This is a genomic window from Acinetobacter sp. GW821-FHT01C12 (genome assembly GCF_059422625.1).
Genome location: NZ_JBWKXD010000017.1, coordinates 1 through 20,046 on the forward strand (window position 1 = coordinate 1; position 20,046 = coordinate 20,046).

A 20,046-nucleotide genomic window follows, 5' to 3' on the forward strand; every position below is an offset into this window, starting at 1 on the left:
AGAAGTTTTATTTAACATCACCGCCGATGGATGTGCATTCTACAGCATTCACAATCCAACACAACCCCTTTTTTTAAACTTTTTTATCGGATGTGCGTTTTTTCCTCAAAATCAGTGTTTTTTTATGCTTTTTATCTATTTTTTAAGCATTTTTCATTATTTTTTTCATATTAAAGTTATTTTTATGCTTTGTTTTCCACTCTCGAATCACAAAATCTAAGCATTATTCAACTGAATTAGGATTCAAAAAGAAAAACCGCATCAATTTGATGCGGTAAATCCTATACTTTGTGCACTTTTATATTTTGCAGTCATTTCATCTGTTAAATGCTGCAGAATAGAATCCACATTTTCAAAAGAATGAAAACAGGACTGTCGTACAATCACCGCAAAGTCTCCAGCACTTAAACGATCTAAAGATTGCAGTTTTACTTTTATATCAGCTTCATGAACATCAAGTTTGAGTTGTGTACAGACATTTTCCAATAAAGCCAAACGCTGTGCATAATTTAAAAAATCAAAATGCATTTTAAAATCGAAACGGCGTAACGCAGCTTGATCAAGTTCATCAAAGCGATTGGTTGTCGCCACCACGATGCCATTAAAGCTTTCCATTTGAACCAAAAACTCATTTACCTGTGAAACTTCCCAAGAGCGGGTTGCTTGGCGGCGATCTTGTAATAAACCATCTACTTCATCCAACAATAAAATTGCCTGTAAGTCTTCGGCTTCATGAAACGCTTTAGCAAGGTTCTGTTCTGTTTCACCAACCCAAGCAGAAATTAAGTCTGAACCACGCTTAATCAGTAAAGGTCGATTGATGGTTTCAGATAACCATCGTGCAAATGCAGTTTTACCTGTTCCAGATGCTCCGTATAAACATAAACGGCCAAAACCATGTTGCTGGATACCTGATGCGATCTCTGCAAGATTCGCCTTACAATTGATATAGTTCAGATCATAGAACTTGGGCAACGCATTACTATCTTGCAATTTAATGCCTTGATGACCCTGTGCTTTTAAGGTATTGGACACCAATTTGGTCATGCTTTCCTGTACCACTAAATGCGCATTGTGCATTTGAGCCGCTTTGGCAACACGATAACTACGGCGTAAAATTGCTGGAGATAATTGCTCAACATTGGCCAAGGCTTCCTGATACAAAGGATTAAGTTCTTGACCACAATGTTGTTCGATAAAGCTTCTGCGTTGCTTTTTAGGTGGCACTTTAATTTCAAGCACCATATCAAAACGGCGTATAAACGCAGGATCGAGCTGATCAGAATTAGACACCCAAATCGTTGGTGTACGATTTTGCTCTAAAATACGATTGACCCAAGCCTTACGACTTTGCGCAGTGCTTTTCATCCCCACGCCATTTTCGGTGTCATTAAACACATCCTCAACTTCATCAAACATCAATAAAGCAGATTGACTGTCGAAAATGCACTGTGCTGCACGATACGCACATAAACGCCCTGTGGCTGAAATTGCATCACCATCTTCATCTTCACAGGAGATTTCAAAAAGTTGCACCGCCATTTCATCTGCAAGGGTCTTACACAGTTGTGTCTTTCCTGTGCCTGAACTGCCATAAAGGAAGATATTTACCCCCTGTTGCTTACTCATTTTGACTTGCTTTAAGTAAGCTAGGAGTAAAGTCAATTCAGTGTGTAAATGAGGATAATCCTGTAAGGTTAATTCAGCAGGCTGACTTTTATTAATGGTTCCAACAAACAGATCCATCACATCATTGGTTTTCACCAATAACTTATCGGCCAATTGATTTGACACCAGATTCAATTTCCCACGTAAATAATTACGATAGTGTTGTTGAACACTGGTTAAGCCACTGCGATGTAAACGCCCTTGTACAGACAAAGCCTGCCGAATTGCTTCATAAGGCAAATCTAAAACCACAGCCAAAGCACGTATGGTTTTAGACGCAGTCAATTCACCGATGGTATCCGCAATATCATCTAAAAGTTGTTCACTGTTTAACATCACAATAAAGCCTAAAATCGTGCTTTCAACAGCATTTAAATCCAGTAATTGCTGTATTAACTTTAGGTTATATTGCAATTCAGCATTGAACTGAAAATTATCTAATAAATTTTGCTGTTGGCTATTTTTATGCAAATGGTTGAGTTCCAGATAAGCAGCTTGCTCATCGAACTTATCTGCAAGTAATGCTTCAGAAAAACCTAACTTTTTTGCAATCCATTGATGACTAAAGCAATGATCAGAAATAAATTCTTTTGCACCACCTAACTCGACCAAAAATCGAAAAGCCCAAAGTTTTACAATCGGAGAAATTTCAGCAAAATCCGCTACGTCAACCTGATGCATATTTTGTGCAAAAGGTTGATTAATATATTCGTTCATATATTCACTTTTTTCTTTTCATGACTAAGGCTGAACTTTTTTCAATTTGCATTTTCTGCAAGCAAAGTCATCCCTCAGAACATGTATATTCTTTAAAATAAGGTTTATTTTCGTTTAATTTAAACGATTAAAAATGTATAGGGTCTATTTAAAGCCCAAAATGAGAAATACGTTAAACAACATGATTTTTCTCCCGAATATTGAATTTAACAGCTGATTCAAATCACATTTTAAGCACCCTGCTTAAAACGATGGGTTCAATCAAGATATTATGGTTATCCTGCAACCAGTCAGTGGTTGTAAACAATCTTGTCAAAAGGCAACGTTACAAGATCAAATTGAGGCAAATGAAAAGAAAATTGGGTTTGTCATTGTGATTATTTAAGCCATCGTGGCTAAATTTTGGCTCATTTTAAAGTTAAGCATAGATTTTTGCAATTATTTATTCATCACCAATATAGGATTTTGTCAGTTTTCATCAACGACCCAACGAAAAAATCCCGCCGAAGCGGGATTTTGATTGTCTGTTTCAGTTTATTTTGCTTTATCGATAAATAGCTGGGTACTGTATTCAGCCGTTGCTAATTTATTAATTTTCTTTTGACCTGTCTGACCAGCCAAACCTTGGGCATATTTGAGGAAAGCCTCAGCATAGTCTAAGCCAACATTCACACGGCGCTCACCAGTAATGGTTTTCAAGGTGGTGTAGTAGTCACCACCATTGGCAAGAAAATCAATCGTGATCGCTTTGTAAGTCTTATTGAGATCAAGATTTTCATATTGCCCAGATGCATTACGTACTTGTATTTGGTTAAGACGCTGGCCTTTGTCTTTGGTAAAGTCAACATTCCAACGCATACCACCGGTATATGGGTAACTACCCGTATTATTCTGGGTAATCACACCATCTATTGCATCCTCTAAGGTGGCTTTAACTTCAGCACCCGTCAGATCTAAACGCAACAATGTATTCTTGAACGGTAAGACATTGTAAATTTTACCAACTGTCACATCCCCTAAAGCAACATCTTCACGGACACCACCACCATTTTGGAATGAGATATCAGCGCCAAAGAAGGTCTTTCCTTGTTGTAAAAACGCTTCAGCAATGATTTGTTGAATATCTCCACCATGTTGATCGACATGGGTATTCTTATTACAGATATCGCCAAGTGTTGAACGATTTATATCACGTTGTGTACCAGGGACTCGACGTGAACAGAGATTATCTGTGGCTTGACCTACGATTTCCTGAGCAAATTTTTTCTTTTGTTCCTGATACGGTTTTAAAACATCCAAGGTCTTTTGTAGTGGCGTTACAACAGTAAATGGAACTTGATCGGTTTTAAATTGCGTCAGTATTGCTTGTTTTTCAGTTTCGGTGACTGCTTTTGCGTCTTTGGCGGTACGGGTAAAGTTATTGCCAATAAGTACATGTGGTGTCCCACTACAGCTTTCGACATTCCCGTTTTTGTCAAACTTCACATTTAAATCACCCACGATATAACTGTACTGCCAAGCTTGTGCAACGCAGACCAATTGACCATCTTTGTTTCTCAGCTGTGTTGGATAAGCACCTTCTGGTGTCATGCCATATTTTTTAAGACTGTCAGGGCCCAATAATGTATGTGAATCACCCCCAATAATCACATCAACATCGGTAAGTGATTTTGCCAACTGTTGGTCTAAGTCATATCCCACATGGGTTTGAAGAATAATATTTTTAATGCCTTGCGCTTTATATTGATTTATTTCTTTTTGCGCTGTTTCAATTTCATCTGCAAACAATGTATCAGCATTCGGTTGCGAAGAGTTTTTGGTTTTCTTGGCAACCGTTAAACCAATGATTGCAAATTTCACCCCATCTTTTTCAAACACTTGTGACTTCAAAATGCGATTGGTTTTATACAACGGCGAAGATGCCCCAAAACTGACATTGGCCGTTAAAATTTGGGTTTTGTCTTTACAAGAACTTTGATCTAAGAAACCAATAAATTTCTTTAATCCATCATCTTTAGAATCAAACTCATGGTTACCCGGCGTAAATGTATCAAAACAAACGGTGTTCATTGCATCTGCGTCTGCTTTCCCATCCGTTAAGTTATAGTACAAATCGCCAGTGATCGCGTCACCTGCATGTATTTTTAAAGCATTTTTCTTTTCTACTGCAAGTTGGTTAATTAAGCTGGCAACACGTGCAAATCCACCGCTTGCAACACTAAACTCTTCATCCCCTGTCCCCACATTGCTTTTAAATTTAATGCTTTCTTCATCTAAATGTGAATGATGGTCATTAATATGCAAGATATTCAGTTCTAAAGCTTTTGCCTCAACTGGTTTTTCAGTATTTGAATGATCATTATCATCATTACAAGCAACCAACAGCGTAGACAGCACACTTAGCAAAATGATTTGCTTTTTATTATTAATCAACATGATATTTCCAACAAGCAATAAATATTTGTTGCCTAGTATGTTGATCATTTGTTTAATTTTGATGAATAATTAAACATTATTGCTCAGCAATAAAGTTTCAAAAAGTTGTATTCAAATTCAGTTGTTTCAAAAATAAAAAACCAATCAAATTTGATTGGTTTTTATAACAAGTTAAACCTTAATCTGCTTGATAAAAAGGTTTATCACCCATCAAAGTGGCTCGATTCATAACACGGTGCTGAGGACGGTAATCATCAACAGCATAGTGGAAGGTACAACGATTATCCCAAAATGCCACATCATTGGCCTGCCACGACCAACGCACTACAAACTCTGGTTTCTGAATATGTTCAAACAACATTTTCAAGACAGCATCGCTTTCTTTGGCTTCGAGTTCATTAATTCGTGTGGTAAAACCCTCACTCACAAATAAAGCTTTACGACCTGTGACAGGATGAGTGCGAATCACAGGGTGGCTAATCGGAGGATGTTTTTTCTTAGCCTGTTCTAGCTTTTCTAATTCGGCAGGATCACCACCAAAGCGATCTACTGGAAATGAACGTGCAATATCATGTGTTGCAGTTAAACCAGACAACATCGCTTGCATCGGTTTGGATAATGCTTCAAACGCCGCTGTTCCACTTGACCAAAGTGTATCTCCACCCCATGCAGGGACTTTTTTTGCACTTAAAATTGCGCCCATTGCTGGTGCTTCAAGAAAAGTCACATCGGTATGCCACAGTGCATTATCCCGTAAATCATTTAATTCCGTATCTAAAACCATGATTTCGGGTTGTTCTGGAATATTGGGGTAAATTGGGTGGATGTGTAACTGACCAAATTGACGTGCCAAAGCCGCATGTTGCTGCGCAGTCATCGGCTGATTTCTAAAAAAGATCACCTGATGTTTCAATAAAGCTGCTTCAATCAAAGCCTTTTGTTCAGGTGTTAAAGGCTGATTGAAACTCACACCTTCAATCAGCGCACCAATCGTTGGATTTAATGGGGTAACTTTAAAAATATTTGAAACAACAGCGTTCATTTCTTCCTCGATCATCTCACGATATATTAAAATGCATCATTAAAACGTTAAAACTAAATATAGCGTCACGCTATCGAACAGTGTAGCGAAAATAACTTACTGAGATTGCTTATCCCAAGGGACCAATTTTCTTTGCAAACGACGTAAACCAATTTCCAGAATAAAGGCAATCACAGCGATAATTAAAATCCCGACAATCACCACATCTGTAGCCAAAAGCTGTGAAGATGATTGCACCATAAAGCCCAAACCTTCAGAAGCACCAACCAACTCTGCTGCCACCAAAGTCGACCATCCCACCCCAAGACCAATACGGATACCAGTTAAAATGCTCGGTAAAGAGCTTGGTAAAACCACATGTTTAATAATTTGCATTGGGCTTGCACCCAAAGACTGTGCAGCACGAATTTTGGCTTGGTCGACTGAGCGGACACCAGTTGCTGTTGCGATAACAATCGGTGCAAAAATTGCCAGATAAATCAGTAGCACCTTGGACAATTCACCAATACCACACCAAATTACAATCAAGGGTAAATACGCCAGTGGTGGAATCGGACGATAAAACTCAATGATGGGATCTAAAATACCCCGCACAATTTTATTGCGACCAATCGCAATCCCCACTGGAATCGCAGTGATAACCGCAGCAATCAACGCCGTGCCGATACGACCCAAACTTGCGCCAATATGACTCCACAAGCTAATACTCATATAGCCATTGCTGAACAAATCATTGAAACGCTGCAACACGGCGGTTGGTGATGGTAAGAATAAAGCATCAATCCAGCCTAAAGTAGTGACCAGCCACCAAATTGCAATCAAAGTAATGATCGTGATACTACTGATCAAAGTAATATTGACTTCACGTGGAACCTTCACCGCCACAGTCTGAGATTCAACTGTACGAGGGATCAATTTAGGGTCTAATTGTGCTGTCATTACTCCACCTTTTCCAGTTGAGCTTGGTCGCTCTGAGCAACATGGTATTGATCCTGATTATTTTGAATGAATACACAACTCAACACATGCTCTCGCATTTCAATAAACTTGGGATCTGATTTAATACTTCGTGCTGGCTCGCCATTGGCATAGCGTTTAGCAAAATCCAACTCCAGCTTTTCCACAATTCGCCCAGGATTTGGTGCAAGAATAATCAGATCTGTTGCCAGAAAAACAGCTTCTTCAATGTCATGGGTAATTAAGAAAGTAGGTTTGGACGTGCTCTTCCAAACATCTAATAATAAGCACTGCATTTGTTCACGAATAAACGCATCTAAAGCACCAAAAGGCTCATCCATCAATAATATTTTAGGGTCAGAAGCCAAAGCACGCGCTAAACCAACCCGTTGACGTTGCCCGCCTGAAAGTTCCCAGATATGGCGTTGGCCAAAGCCTTCTAAATTCACCAATTTAAGCAATGCTTGTGCACGGTTTTGACGTGTTTTTTTATCAACCCCTGCAAGCTCTAAACCAAAAGCAATATTGTCTTCTACATTTTGCCAAGGCAATAAAACATCATCTTGGAACACTACACCACGGTCTCGGCTAGGTGCAATGATTGCTTCACCATCCAGTTTTAAAGTGCCTGCTTGTGGCTGAGTAAATCCAGCAATCAGATTTAATAAGGTTGTTTTACCACTGCCTGAAGCACCTAATGCAACCATCAGTTGCTCAGAGCCCAGCTGAAATGACACATCTTTCAGTACCGGTTGTTCAGCACCCGGATACTGTGCTTGTACATGTTTTACAGTCAATACAGCCATGATGAATACTTCCGATCTCTATTTCGATTTTTGAATAAAATGCGTGTTAATAAACTGTTGATAATTTGGAGAAACCTTTCTCACCAGACCTTGTGCTTTTAAAAAGTTCACTGAGTTGACAATATTTTGTGTGGTCCGCCCACCAAGGTATTGAGTGCTTAATTGCGCCTGACGATCTGGATAGGCGGCACCAGCAAGAAGCGCTGGCACATCTTGAGCATCTACGCCGGTAATTTTGGCAATTTTTTGCACTTCAGCTGAGTTGGCCGTCCAACGACTTTTATTCTGGTTATAAGATTGGTAATAGTTCAGTGTCACGGTAGAAAACTTTGTTAAGACCTCAGGATGCTTCTGCGCAAAATCTTTACGTGCCACCCAAACTTCAAATGTAGGTGAACCCCACTGCCCAACCTGCCCTGCATCCGTCATAACCTTGCCAGTTTTCTTAATATTGGCAAGTGCGGGTGACCAGACAAAAGCTGCATCTATATCCCCTCTGCGCCATGCTGCATTAATTTCAGCTGGTTTTAGGTTCAACAACCGTATTTGATTGGTTTTAATATTCCAATGCTGCAAAGCCCCCAATAAACTGTAATGGGAAGTCGAAGCAAATGGGGTTGCCACTTTTTTCCCAATCAAGTCCTGAGGACTATTAATTCCTGAGCCATTTCTCACCACCAAGGCTTCCGCACTTTTCAGATCAGTAGAAATTAAAAACACCTCTATGGGTAAATTATTGGCAACAGCTGCCCCTAACGGACTTGAACCAATCAGTGCAATATCTACAGAACCAGAAGCCAATGCAGTTAAAACCTCTGCACCACTATTAAATAAGCGCCAATCCAGTTTTTCCCCAATCACTTTGTCATACACACCATCAGCCTGTGCAACTTTGGCAGGTTCTATGTTGGTTTGATAACCAATGACGATAGGGCGAGCATTTGCCAAACCACTATAGCTATATAAGCTTATAGCTGAGCAAAGCAAAATCAGTTGCTGAAATTTCATGATCAATGTATGGACTAGAATAAATAAAAAGAGATGGGAATCAGGTTCATGGTACGGTTTTTTTGTATATTATTAAAAATACGTTTTTTAGATTTACTTATACGTTTTATTGATTAACAAAACTTGAAATCTATTTTATTTTTCTAGATCGATCAAAATTAATAAGATTTTAATGGAGCCACTAAACCCACAGCAATAAACAAAACAACATCACAATAATATTTTATTAAGATAAATAAATCACATTAACTAAGTTATTCAATGGTTTATTCATCGGAAATAGAGTAAAAACTCTATTTTTATTCAAATAAAATTACTATATTTAGTATAAATAAAACGCGTTTTAAGTATAAGGATATAACATGAAAAAGGAATTTCTTGCCCTTACTACAATCGTATTATTAGGAATATCAAGCACCTCTCAAGCTAAACAAGAAATCTGTGTTTTTGATTTATTAGGGAAAGCTGGTGAATCCTATAAAATGATGGAAGAGTGGGCACTCGCTGCAAAAACATGGAATACCGATGTCCAGCTGATTGCTTACCAAAATGAAGAGCTTGCTGATAAAGATTTTAAAAATGGTAAATGTGATGCTGCCTATATCACCACAATGCGTGCACGCCAATACAATAAATTCGCAGGATCGATTGATGCGTTGGGTGGTGTTCCCACCAATGCCATTGCGCTCAAAGCGATTACCTTTGTCTTGGATAAGCGTAATGTAAAACGCTTAAAAACCACGATAGACAATGAAGAAATAGAAATTGGTGGGATCGGTCAAATCGGCCCTGCCTATATCTTTGTAAATGATCGAGCCATCAATACCATTGAAAAAGGTAAAGGCAAGAAATTCGCAGTATTGGCGTATGACAAAGCGCAAATTGCAATGGTTGAACGTGTCGGGGCAATTCCTGTTCCGTCCGATATTTCCAATTTTATTAAGAAGTTTAATACCGGTGAAGTACCGATGGTGGGTGCACCAGCCTATGCCTTTAAACCCTTAGAAATGGAAAAAGGGCTTGGCTCTAAAGGTGCATTAATCAATTTCCCAGTGCTCAATGTCACTGCTGATCTGGTGTTTAGATCTCAGAAATTCCCAGCTACTTTTGGCAATGACTCTAGAACCTGGTTTATTAAGCAGCTTCCGCGTCAATTCAGTATGGTCAAACGTTTAGAAGAAGGCATCCCAGCCAAATATCGTTTGAATTTAAGTAAAGCAGATACTGAAAAATATCAAAAACTGTTAAGAGATGGGCGTATGGATTTAACCCGTCAAGGTATTTACGATCCAACCATGATGTCAGTGCTTAAACGAGCGCGTTGTACTGTAGATCGAACCAACTTTGAATGTTCATTGGCAGGTGAATAAGGTCTCATCAAAAGTTATTGATAAAAAATCAGGCAATGGAGGCATCCATAAATTGCCTGATTTTTTATTTTAAAATTTACTGAGCTGAAGGTTGTTCAACTAAACTTGGGTCATTGGTTGCTTGAGCAGGTTGTGATTGCTGAATCGTCGCATCGCCCTCAACAGCAGTACCTTGTTGAGTCGGATCTACCGTCGAAGTTTGTGCTGATTGCTGTTGATCTGCAGAACCCATTGGTGCTGATTGGGTTGTTTCAGGTGCTTGGGTTGTTTCACTTGATGTACATGCCGTACTCATGACCGCAACACCAGCCAATAGCATAAAAATAAGACCTGATTTTTTCATCATAAATTCCTTTATCACTCTATCAAAAAACGGCAACACAGGACTGCGTTGTCGTGCTGACTATGATTGCTATTTTTTCTGCAAACTTCGTTGAAGCTTGGTTAGACTTTTAAGGTGTTGCCGTATAAGTTATGCAAAGTTTATTAAATCAATGATTTATATTGACCGATTTTATTTTTGATTATACTTGTTTCATTTCGCTGGGTTTTTTGATGGGATTCAATGTGGTTAGGCAAAAGTCAGCCTGATAAAAGATATACTTTTACCATAAAAGTTTCGCATTACTTACATTGTTAATGACTTTTTACAAGACAAAAAAAAGCTTACCCAAGAAGATTGGATAAGCGATGAAAACGTTGTTCAAACTAAAAAAAGAAACTACAGCCATAGAATCTATGAAGCATGATAATTAAATTATTGCTTTTTCGCAAAGCCTTATTTTCAATAAGTTTAATCGGTTTTACATGTGAGTTAAGCATTTTAATCTGTTCATTCAATTTTAATTTTTGAATTTACTCATCATTTTTGGGCAATAACCGCATCAATTCGCCATAAATTTAAATTTTTAATCTAAAAAAATAATCATTGATTTGATGATTATTCCAACAAAAATATCTTTATATTTTTGGATTTCTCTCTTAGATCAGCTTTTTTCACTGAATTTCATTAAATAATGTCTAAAACTGCTTGAATTTTAGCGGCTCGCCCACATTTCTTATTCATTAATGAATTAAACGATCATGGCAGTTCAAAAATGAACACAGTGCAAAACTGCTGCCGATAAGGACTGTACATGTTTAAGAACCCATTTAAACGGAGTAAATCAATGGCAACTGAGCAGAATCAAGAAGCCCAAGATATTCAAAACGAGCAAGCCAAACAGCAAACTCAGGCTGAAAATGAACAGGTTGAAGTTACCGTTGAAGCTTTACAGGCTCAAATCAGTCATCTTGAAGAGAGCTTAAAACTCGAAAAAGCACGTACTGCAAATGCAGTTTATGAAGCACAAAAAAGTGTAGAACGTATTCAACGTGATGCTGAAAAGCATAAAGACATCGTGTTAGAAAAGTTTGCGAAAGAATTATTAAATTCTGTCGACAACCTTGAGCGTGCGATTCTCGCAGGTGGTGATGAAGAAACACCTGTACTCGAAGGCGTAAAACTCACCTTGAAATCACTTCTCACCACTTTAGAAAAATTTGGTGTTGTTGAAGCAGATACAACCAATGGTTTTAACGCGGACTTACATCAAGCTGTCGGGATCGACCCAAATGCACAAGCCAACCAAATTGGCACAGTTTTGCAAAAAGGCTACACCTTAAATGGTCGACTACTTCGCCCTGCAATGGTGATGGTTGGTCAATAAGCGTAATAAATAGGAGCTTTTTAAAAATATTTTCATGAATTTTCACAAATCATGACTTGAAAATTTTTGAATGGCTCTCATATCGGATAACAAGAAAATCCCTTTTAACTCCCCTTTGCAAAAAGAGGAAACCAGGGATTCAAAAGAATTTAGAGGAATTTGATTTATGGCTAAAATTATTGGTATTGACTTAGGTACGACGAATTCATGTGTTGCTGTACTTGAAGGCGATAAAGTTAAAGTAATTGAAAATGCTGAAGGTACACGTACAACACCTTCTATCGTTGCATATAAAGATGGCGAAATTCTTGTGGGTCAATCTGCTAAACGTCAAGCAGTGACTAACCCTAAGAATACATTATTCGCAATCAAGCGTTTAATTGGTCGTAAGTATCAAGACCAAGCAGTACAAAAAGATATCGGTATTGCACCATTCAAAATCATCAAAGCTGATAATGGTGATGCTTGGGTTGAAGTAAACGACAAAAAACTTGCACCGCAACAGATCTCTGCAGAAATTTTGAAAAAAATGAAAAAAACTGCGGAAGATTATTTAGGTGAAACAGTAACAGAAGCTGTTATTACAGTTCCTGCTTACTTCAATGATGCGCAACGTCAAGCAACAAAAGATGCTGGTCGTATTGCTGGTCTAGAAGTTAAACGTATCATTAACGAACCAACTGCTGCTGCACTTGCGTTCGGTATGGACAAAAAAGAAGGCGACCGTAAAGTTGCTGTATATGACTTAGGTGGTGGTACATTTGACGTATCAATCATTGAAATCGCTGACTTAGATGGCGACCAACAAATCGAAGTATTGTCAACCAATGGTGATACATTCCTTGGTGGTGAAGACTTTGATAATGCATTGATCGACTATTTGGTTGAAGAGTTCAAGAAAGAGCAAAACTTCAACTTGAAACAAGATCCACTTGCATTACAACGTTTAAAAGAAGCAGCTGAAAAAGCTAAAATTGAGCTTTCTTCATCTAATTCGACTGAAATTAACTTGCCATACATCACTGCGGATGCAACTGGTCCTAAACACTTAGTGATGAATGTAACACGTGCCAAACTAGAAGGTTTAGTTGCTGATTTAGTTGCGCGTACAATTGAGCCTTGCCGTATCGCACTTAAAGATGCAGGTCTTTCGACTTCTGACATCTCTGACGTGATCTTGGTTGGTGGTCAATCACGTATGCCAATGGTTCAACAGAAAGTACAAGAGTTCTTCGGTAAAGAACCTCGTAAAGATGTGAACCCGGATGAAGCTGTTGCGATTGGTGCGGCAATTCAAGGTGCGGTATTGTCTGGTGACAAAACTGACGTACTTTTACTTGACGTAACACCATTAACACTTGGTATCGAAACCATGGGTGGCGTATTAACTGCAATTATTGAGAAAAACACCACGATTCCTGCGAAGAAATCTCAAGTGTTCTCTACAGCAGCAGATAACCAACCAGCGGTAGATATTTCAGTTTACCAAGGTGAACGTAAAATGGCTCAACAAAACAAATTGTTGGGTAACTTCCAATTAGGCGACATTCCACCTGCGCCACGTGGTGTGCCACAAATTGAAGTATCGTTCGACATCAATGCTGATGGTATCTTAAAAGTATCAGCAAAAGACAAGAGCACTGGTAAAGAACAATCGATCCAGATCAAAGCAAACTCTGGTTTGTCTGATGCTGAAATCGAAGCAATGATCAAAGATGCTGAAGCAAATGCTGAAGAAGATCGTAAGTTTGAAGAGCTTGCAAAAGCACGTAACGAAGCTGATGCTTTAGTTGCTTCTGCAAACAAAGCTGTGAAAGATCTTGGCGAACAAGTCACTGCTGATGAAAAAACTGCAATTGAAGCTGCAGTTTCTGAGTTAGAAGTGACTGCAAAAGAAAATGATGTTGATGCGATTAAAGCAAAAACTGAAGCTTTACAAAACATCATTATGCCGATCACTCAACGTGCTTATGAAGCAGCTCAAGGTCAAGGCGGCGCTGAAGGCTTCGATCCTAACCAATTCGGTGGTGATGCAGGTCAACAACAGCAAAAAGCTGATGATGGCGTTGTAGATGCTGAATTCACTGAAGTTAAAGATGACAAAAAATAATTTGTCACTTTAATCTTAGAAAACCGCTCAAGAGATTGAGCGGTTTTTTTATATGATCTATTTTTATCCGTAAAGCTATGGAGTCACTTTTGTTTATCTCTGATATCTCTAAAAAAACTGGACTCTCTATCCATACCCTTCGTTATTATGAACAAATAGGCTTACTGAAAAATATCCATCGAAATCAATCCGGACGACGTGTATATACCAAACTTGATCTGGAATGGCTTGAATGGGTAAAACGCTTAAAATCAACAGGCATGCCTTTAGAAAAAATGCAAGATTTTGCCCAATTTCGACTACAAGGAGAGCAAACCTTAAAACAAAGACAAGATCTTCTTATTGCGCATTCCGTTCAATTAAAACAAGAAATTCAAAGACTCAAGCAAGAACAAAGTATTGTTGACTATAAAATTGAAATATATGCACAAAAAATGCTTGAGCTAGAGTGAACTCGAGCAGTTAATATTTTTGACTCACGATTTGAATTAGGAGTAGACAATGTTAAGTTCAGGTTTTTACATCACCGCAGAATTAAAAATTAAAGATAAAAACAAAATCTTAGAAACCCGTGAAGCCTTACAAGCATTATGTAAGCTCACTCTTCAACAAGAACCGGGATGTAGCTTATTTCAACTGCATCAATGCCAACAACAGCCAACCCGTTTACTACTTTGGGAGCGCTTCGACTCGGAACAGGCTTATCATGCCCATTTTAAACAGTCCTATACACAGCACTATCTTTCCAAAGATTTAACCGAAGTGGTGCAACATTTCGTCAGTGATATTGTGCTATAAAAAATCTCGAAAAATCACTCCAGTCATCGAGTGGTTTTTCTTATTGATCAATTGCCAATCTTCACTAAATCTTTTATCTTAATTATCACAATAATAATGAGTCAAATGATGAAAAACTCTCCTGCTGTATCCAATACAGTGTATTACAGCTTGATCATAGCGCAATTTATATTGCCTATCATTGCAGCAGTCATCGATATATACAGTACTGAACCTGAGTTAGAACTTTTGGATAAAACACTCTACCAAGACCCGCAAGCTTGGGAATTGGGAGTGATGTCGATTGTAGGCTTAATCATCCTCATCATCACATTTGGTTTATGTTTAAAAAAAGAATGGGCAAGAAAAGCTTATCTCTATACATTTTTCCCAATATTTCTGATTTATTTTATGCCCTTTATGCACTGGATTTACATGACCAGTTATGCAGCGATATTTAACGATCTGGCCTTTGTTTGTTCTGGAATTTTATTGATGATTTTAGTGACTCCATCACTATATCGACCTATTTTTGAACACGATTAATCATGTATAAAACGCTTGCCATCAGCATTGGCTTATATCTCTTTTTAGAGATTCTATGTCATGGTTTTGCATTTTTTGCAGGGAAAATAGTGAGTAAAGCGGATAAACAAAAGCTCAATCATCCTTTGCACCTTGAATTTACACGGCAAACTTTTTATCGCACCATGTTACTGGTCAGCATTGTATTGATGAGCCATTTTTATACTGAAATTGCCTATTTTGAGCAGAATGCTTGGATTCGTTTGACATTGAGTATCAGCATTATTTTACTCATTCTATTTATACTCTGGTGGCTAAATGCTTTTATTCTGCGCCAAGTAGTTTTAAAGCAACAACAACAATCTGTCACTCCGGTATTTAAACAGAAAATTAGCTATATCATGCTGCATCCTTTACAATTCAAAGCTTTATATATCAGCCCTGACTATTTAAAAAGATCTGTTTGGATGAATCGATTACTCAGCGTTTTTGCTTTTATTCTCTTATTTATTGATATCCAAGTCCTGTTTAACGCTTAAATAAACTGATTATGTGAATGAACCTTCCATCGCGATGCCCAAACTCAGCGCGATGATGGTAAATAATCCTTTCATCAACAAAAGTAATCCTGCTAATATGCAAATGATCATGATGATTCTTTGCTTTTTGCTCAGGCTTTCACGTATCTGTAAATTGTATAGACTGTCAGCTTGTTTTTGAATGGATAAATGATCGGTGATCGCCTGAGAAATTTTATCTTCGATAGGATTTAATGACGAACCGTCGAGTACCTCTAAACAATAGTGTCCAACATCCAACTCACAATAAAACATTAGCATTGAAGCACGAGAAAAACCATTTTTACTTGCTCTTGCAATACTTGGTGATAGCTTCACAATCTGCTGAAGATCTGTATTGGTGATTTGAGGATGAATCAATAGCATAGGTGAAAGTTTAAATAATGGACCCTCTTGCCAAATTGCATAGCCGCCCTTTTTGCTGATTTTAAAATTTTTAATTTTTTGATTTAAGGCTAAGTCCAGCACTAAACGTGATCGAAATATAAGAAATAGGCTGTAGAAAGCCCTTATCAAACAAGCGATACCAAGGATTAGAGAAATCCAGCCTAAAATCAGCGTTCCATTCATATTACTGCTTTCCACCTATAAGCTGACTGCTAAAAACATCATCAATTGAAATCAATATTTGTATTGATCACGCAAGCTTTACTTGCTTAAGCATTTGCGATTCTTATATTTTCAGATAAATTATCCACTACAACAATTATTTTTAAATCAATCATGCGTTTTTGGATTCTACTCTGTGTAATTGCCTTTACTGCTTATTTTGCGATACAGCGCATGATGTATCCGCAATTGAATCATAATTCTGCCATTGATCGTATCACGCATCCTTTAGATACCCGTTTACGTTATCGTATTGGCGAGGTAGATCCACGTTTTCATGTCAGTAAACAGCAAGTACAAAATTTGGCACAACAAGCCACCGATATTTGGCATCAAGGGACCATGAAAAGTCTCTTTGTTTATGATGATCATGCCAAACTAACGATTAACTTAATTTATGACGAACGCCAAGCGGAATCTATCGCCAGAAGCCAAGAGTTGCGTATTTTGCAAAATACCCAACAATATACACAAGGTGAAAAGCAAAAAATTCAGCAACTTCACGCTGAATTAGATCGCACCAATGATGAGCTTGATCTGCAAAAAACCAATTATCAACATAAAGTTGACCAGTATAATCAGCTGATCAATACCCTTAATCAATCCCATCAAAATTTAGATGCCACAGCAAGATTGCAGTTAGATCAGCAGAAAAATCAACTGATCATCGAGCAGAATCAACTCAAACAACAGTTAGATATTTATAATCAAAAAGTCTATGAATTAAACCGTCAAGTTGGACAGCTCAACGCTGTCAATCAACAATACAATCAATCTGTGGATCACTTTAATAGCCGTTTCCAACCACGCCAATTTGATAAAGGCGTATTCGATGGTAAAACCATTAATATCTATGAATTTGCTTCGGATGCAGACTTGCGTGTCACGATTGCACATGAACTTGGGCATGCTTTGGGCTTAGCACACAATAATGATCCTAAAGCACTCATGTACCCAATGATGAAAGAACAAGATTTGAAAAATTTTAGATTAACCACAGCGGATTTAGCCATGCTAAACTCAAGACAACGATAAGCAAAATTTAGCGATGATTATCAATTTTAAATCCATAATTTATTTATGTATTTAAATCAGTTTTATGCGAAATCATGTTATTGTGAATCCCTGAAGCAATAAATTGAGGAGATGACTGTGAGCTATTATCATATTATTTTAGAAGTAAATGATCATATCAGCACGATTGAGCAAACTCGTGATATTGAAATCTTTGATATTACTGAACTTCAACCTTATCTCCATTCAATTCTGCTGCCTTATTTCAACGAACAAATCATTGAGCTAGAAGACGACAATGTCGAGTTTAAAGATGTTTTACACCTTGAAATTAAACAGACCTTATTGCCGATTCAGCATTTAATTGAAGAAGAACAAAAACAGTTACCTAGCGATACCGATGTAACCATTACAGCCTATGAAATCTTTAATGATCGTGATCATACGCAGGATGTTACCGCCGTCATTTTAGATGTCCTAGAAGCGGTCAAAATTGATCCTTTCGCAATTGAATAATCCACATAAAAAAGGTCTGCTTATGCAGACCTTTTAACATTTGGTGAGGGAAAGCTTTGTCACTAATTTCAGAGTAGAAGGAAGCAACGAAATAGCCCTCAGCAACACTATAAATAATTGGCTAAAATATTGTCAATATCTACAGGACGAATTCCTTCATCTACACTAAAAATATGTTCTGCTCGAACTCGTTCAGTGACACGTTGCCCTCTAGCTCGAATATGTAAATCAAATAGATCATAGAGGTTCGGGAAAGTTTTTTCTGTCATGGCATACTGCATCAGTGACATACTGGATAAATGACCAAAAACGGTGTTATCGATACTTGGCGTAGCTGTCATCGCCAAATCTGTCCAAATCACTTCACGCTTTTCTAGGTCAATGATCAGTGGAATGGTAAAACTGCTTTTTGAAGTCACATCGAATTTATGCTGAACCGTGGTTGGTTCATAAATCTGACCTTGTTGTGCGTCCTCTCGCATCATAAAACCAGCAAAACAAATAGGTAAATCACAATAATTTTGCTGAGTATAACTATTGATACTCATCATCACATAGCGAATTCCCAGAGATAATGCCTTTGAAATATCAATGTCAATAAATTCAGACGCACCTTTTGGTGCTGAAGTAATATCACCGCTATGCACTGCAAAACTTTCTTTTAAATTATAAAAAGCAATTGTTGCTTTAACTGTATGTTCTGCATCAAAGACCAATGCGGATAAGTCTATATCCACCCTTTCTGAGTCAGAATCTTTCCAATAAATAAAAAATCGGACAGTATTGCCAATATCCAAAGCTAAACGGCTCCCTGCTGCAATGGTTTTCAATGCTTTACTTGCTGCTCGTTGCGCAAAAGGTACACTATAATTTTTCAACTGATCATCCAGATAGCAAGCACCTAATGGTGAGAGTTTACTGAAACGCTGAATAATACTTTGCTCACACAGGGTTGTTATTTGTGTCGTAATGACTGCAGACAAAGGCGCTAAATTATTTTTGATTGCAAATACTTTGGCAGACTGACCTTTTGGGAAAAAGGTTCGATATTTTAAAGTTCGATTTTGCAGAAAATAGTGCTTGATCTGAAACAGTAAAGCGATCGGTACTGCATCTATAACTGTTTTAAATGCATCAAGCAATTGTTGCTGTTGCACAGGAAATTGCTTTAAACAGTGCTGTAACCTACGCGCAAACTCTCCTGGTCTTTGTTTTAAAAGTTTCACCACATCTTCAAATTGATGGTTTTGTAATGCAATTTCTATCTTTTGGCTGAACCGTTTAGGCTTTTTATTTTCAAGAATATGCTGAAATGCTATACAGGTTTTAGGAAAATGCTTTTGATAACTAAACGGATGTATCCGCTCAATCACACGTTTCCACGGTTCTGGATAACGAAATAAATCTTCCTGAATATTTAGGCAGTTTTCCAACAATGTTAGTAATATTCGACGTTGAGACTTTTTCAAAGAAATCAATTTACAAGGTTCTGCCAAACTGACATCACCATCTGACAATGCAACATAAATCCGTAAGACATCAGTTGCCGTCTGTACATGAAGTTGTAACTGTTGCACAGTCCATAATTGCAAACTCAAATATTGAGCGCTGACGATCGCCTGTACTTCTTTATGCTGAAATTTTTCAGGCAAATATTGCAACCCTTTAGATCCAAAATCTCTTATTAAGTAGATAAGATCTGCATGATCCTGCTGATTTAACGATTTTTTTGTATTTAACAGGTTTGAAAATAATGTGGTTAATTCAGTGCCATCCGCAAGATCCAATACATTGAGAATCCTTTTGTTTAATGCTTTTCTAGGCTCAATTTGATATTCAGGTAAGAGACGTATTCCCAAAAAATCACCAAGATAATAGGCAAATGCATTTTGATATAATTCTGACTCCGACATTTCATATACTTGTTGCGGAAAATTTGGATACATGGGTTTATATTTCACATGTGCCCCATACATCTTTTTAATACAACCCAAAGTATTTTTATAAAATTCATCGAATTGCGTATCAGACAATTTTAATATTTCAGTGCAGAGCTGTTCAGAGCAACTAAAACCAATTCTTTCAAAGTTTGCCAATAAATTGATTAATTTATGAATGGATTGACTCGACTGTCCCTGTGAAAGCTTGATTTTGTTAAATCTTCTGATTAAAAGTTCATTATTCATTGTTATGACTTTCTAAAA

At 37.7% G+C, this 20,046-nt stretch carries 18 protein-coding genes; 9 read left to right on the forward strand and 9 right to left on the reverse strand.

The window, feature by feature from the left end; all coding sequences use genetic code 11:
* Positions 1–261 precede the first annotated feature (261 nt).
* From AC07WY_RS20950 to tauA, 6 genes are all read right to left on the reverse strand, one after another.
* Positions 262–2,385, reverse strand: coding sequence for an AAA family ATPase (locus AC07WY_RS20950; protein WP_494737038.1), 2,124 nt, complete (start codon positions 2,383–2,385; stop codon positions 262–264).
* A gap of 534 nt (positions 2,386–2,919) precedes the next feature.
* A complete protein-coding gene (locus AC07WY_RS20955) occupies positions 2,920–4,821 on the reverse strand; it encodes a 5'-nucleotidase C-terminal domain-containing protein (protein ID WP_494737039.1) in 1,902 nt (633 codons plus the stop codon).
* A gap of 178 nt (positions 4,822–4,999) precedes the next feature.
* Positions 5,000–5,863, reverse strand: a complete 864-nt coding sequence (gene tauD, locus AC07WY_RS20960) for a taurine dioxygenase (RefSeq protein ID WP_494737040.1) — start codon at positions 5,861–5,863, stop codon at positions 5,000–5,002.
* Positions 5,864–5,959: 96 nt separating this feature from the next.
* Positions 5,960–6,802 (reverse strand): taurine ABC transporter permease TauC, encoded by an 843-nt coding sequence (tauC, locus tag AC07WY_RS20965; protein ID WP_004818127.1) that lies wholly within the window; start codon positions 6,800–6,802, stop codon positions 5,960–5,962.
* A complete protein-coding gene (tauB, locus tag AC07WY_RS20970; protein ID WP_494737041.1) occupies positions 6,802–7,626 on the reverse strand; it encodes a taurine ABC transporter ATP-binding subunit in 825 nt (274 codons plus the stop codon). Before tauB ends, tauC begins: the two co-directional genes overlap by 1 nt.
* Positions 7,627–7,644: 18 nt before the next feature.
* A complete protein-coding gene (tauA, locus tag AC07WY_RS20975) occupies positions 7,645–8,634 on the reverse strand; it encodes a taurine ABC transporter substrate-binding protein (RefSeq protein ID WP_494737042.1) in 990 nt (329 codons plus the stop codon).
* Positions 8,635–8,996: 362 nt separating this feature from the next.
* Between tauA and AC07WY_RS20980 the strand changes: the two genes are divergently transcribed.
* Positions 8,997–10,004, forward strand: coding sequence for a putative solute-binding protein (locus AC07WY_RS20980; RefSeq protein WP_262087403.1), 1,008 nt, complete (start codon positions 8,997–8,999; stop codon positions 10,002–10,004).
* A gap of 76 nt (positions 10,005–10,080) precedes the next feature.
* Here AC07WY_RS20980 and AC07WY_RS20985 read toward each other — a convergent pair whose 3' ends face one another.
* Entirely contained in the window at positions 10,081–10,347 is a 267-nt protein-coding gene (locus AC07WY_RS20985; RefSeq protein ID WP_494737043.1) for a hypothetical protein, read from the reverse strand.
* Between the two features lie 826 nt (positions 10,348–11,173).
* Between AC07WY_RS20985 and grpE the strand changes: the two genes are divergently transcribed.
* From grpE to AC07WY_RS21015, 6 genes are all read left to right on the forward strand, one after another.
* Entirely contained in the window at positions 11,174–11,713 is a 540-nt protein-coding gene (gene grpE / locus AC07WY_RS20990) for a nucleotide exchange factor GrpE (RefSeq protein ID WP_419356334.1), read from the forward strand.
* A gap of 166 nt (positions 11,714–11,879) precedes the next feature.
* Positions 11,880–13,823 carry a molecular chaperone DnaK gene (gene dnaK / locus AC07WY_RS20995; RefSeq protein WP_004719012.1) on the forward strand — a complete coding sequence of 648 codons (1,944 nt, stop codon included), beginning with the start codon at positions 11,880–11,882 and terminating at the stop codon, positions 13,821–13,823.
* Positions 13,824–13,912: 89 nt separating this feature from the next.
* On the forward strand, positions 13,913–14,275 hold the full coding sequence (locus AC07WY_RS21000) for a MerR family transcriptional regulator (RefSeq protein ID WP_262087407.1): 363 nt from the start codon (positions 13,913–13,915) through the stop codon (positions 14,273–14,275).
* A gap of 49 nt (positions 14,276–14,324) precedes the next feature.
* Complete coding sequence (locus AC07WY_RS21005) at positions 14,325–14,621, forward strand: putative quinol monooxygenase (protein ID WP_494737044.1); 297 nt, start codon at positions 14,325–14,327, stop codon at positions 14,619–14,621.
* A 108-nt stretch (positions 14,622–14,729) separates the two neighbouring features.
* The gene (locus AC07WY_RS21010; protein ID WP_494737045.1) at positions 14,730–15,146 is read left to right on the forward strand and encodes a hypothetical protein; all 417 of its coding nucleotides are present in this window, start codon (positions 14,730–14,732) and stop codon (positions 15,144–15,146) included.
* A 2-nt stretch (positions 15,147–15,148) separates the two neighbouring features.
* Positions 15,149–15,664 (forward strand): hypothetical protein, encoded by a 516-nt coding sequence (locus tag AC07WY_RS21015; RefSeq protein WP_262087412.1) that lies wholly within the window; start codon positions 15,149–15,151, stop codon positions 15,662–15,664.
* Between the two features lie 9 nt (positions 15,665–15,673).
* Here the strand turns inward: AC07WY_RS21015 and AC07WY_RS21020 are convergent, their stop codons facing one another.
* Entirely contained in the window at positions 15,674–16,273 is a 600-nt protein-coding gene (locus AC07WY_RS21020; RefSeq protein ID WP_262087413.1) for a hypothetical protein, read from the reverse strand.
* Between the two features lie 153 nt (positions 16,274–16,426).
* On the opposite strand from AC07WY_RS21020, the gene AC07WY_RS21025 reads away from it, so the two are divergent.
* Together AC07WY_RS21025 and AC07WY_RS21030 are read left to right on the forward strand one after the other, a co-directional pair.
* On the forward strand, positions 16,427–17,347 hold the full coding sequence (locus tag AC07WY_RS21025) for a matrixin family metalloprotease (protein WP_494737046.1): 921 nt from the start codon (positions 16,427–16,429) through the stop codon (positions 17,345–17,347).
* 111 nt (positions 17,348–17,458) lie between these two features.
* Positions 17,459–17,842, forward strand: coding sequence for a hypothetical protein (locus tag AC07WY_RS21030; protein WP_154130490.1), 384 nt, complete (start codon positions 17,459–17,461; stop codon positions 17,840–17,842).
* 107 nt (positions 17,843–17,949) lie between these two features.
* Here the strand turns inward: AC07WY_RS21030 and AC07WY_RS21035 are convergent, their stop codons facing one another.
* Positions 17,950–20,028, reverse strand: a complete 2,079-nt coding sequence (locus tag AC07WY_RS21035) for a TerD family protein (protein ID WP_494737047.1) — start codon at positions 20,026–20,028, stop codon at positions 17,950–17,952.
* Between the last annotated feature and the right edge of the window lie 18 nt (positions 20,029–20,046).

Bases quoted from the DNA above. Each gene is read 5' to 3' on its own strand.
- grpE (WP_419356334.1), top strand. From the start codon at position 11,174: ATGGCAACTGAGCAGAATCAAGAAGCCCAAGATATTCAAAACGAGCAA.
- AC07WY_RS21030 (WP_154130490.1), top strand. From the start codon at position 17,459: ATGACTGTGAGCTATTATCATATTATTTTAGAAGTAAATGATCATATC.
- tauB (WP_494737041.1), bottom strand. From the start codon at position 7,626: ATGGCTGTATTGACTGTAAAACATGTACAAGCACAGTATCCGGGTGCT.
- dnaK (WP_004719012.1), top strand. From the start codon at position 11,880: ATGGCTAAAATTATTGGTATTGACTTAGGTACGACGAATTCATGTGTT.
- AC07WY_RS21010 (WP_494737045.1), top strand. From the start codon at position 14,730: ATGAAAAACTCTCCTGCTGTATCCAATACAGTGTATTACAGCTTGATC.
- AC07WY_RS20985 (WP_494737043.1), bottom strand. From the start codon at position 10,347: ATGAAAAAATCAGGTCTTATTTTTATGCTATTGGCTGGTGTTGCGGTC.
- AC07WY_RS21020 (WP_262087413.1), bottom strand. From the start codon at position 16,273: ATGAATGGAACGCTGATTTTAGGCTGGATTTCTCTAATCCTTGGTATC.
- AC07WY_RS21025 (WP_494737046.1), top strand. From the start codon at position 16,427: ATGCGTTTTTGGATTCTACTCTGTGTAATTGCCTTTACTGCTTATTTT.
- AC07WY_RS20980 (WP_262087403.1), top strand. From the start codon at position 8,997: ATGAAAAAGGAATTTCTTGCCCTTACTACAATCGTATTATTAGGAATA.
- AC07WY_RS20955 (WP_494737039.1), bottom strand. From the start codon at position 4,821: ATGTTGATTAATAATAAAAAGCAAATCATTTTGCTAAGTGTGCTGTCT.
- AC07WY_RS21035 (WP_494737047.1), bottom strand. From the start codon at position 20,028: ATGAATAATGAACTTTTAATCAGAAGATTTAACAAAATCAAGCTTTCA.
- tauA (WP_494737042.1), bottom strand. From the start codon at position 8,634: ATGAAATTTCAGCAACTGATTTTGCTTTGCTCAGCTATAAGCTTATAT.
- tauC (WP_004818127.1), bottom strand. From the start codon at position 6,802: ATGACAGCACAATTAGACCCTAAATTGATCCCTCGTACAGTTGAATCT.
- AC07WY_RS20950 (WP_494737038.1), bottom strand. From the start codon at position 2,385: ATGAACGAATATATTAATCAACCTTTTGCACAAAATATGCATCAGGTT.
- AC07WY_RS21005 (WP_494737044.1), top strand. From the start codon at position 14,325: ATGTTAAGTTCAGGTTTTTACATCACCGCAGAATTAAAAATTAAAGAT.
- AC07WY_RS21015 (WP_262087412.1), top strand. From the start codon at position 15,149: ATGTATAAAACGCTTGCCATCAGCATTGGCTTATATCTCTTTTTAGAG.
- tauD (WP_494737040.1), bottom strand. From the start codon at position 5,863: ATGAACGCTGTTGTTTCAAATATTTTTAAAGTTACCCCATTAAATCCA.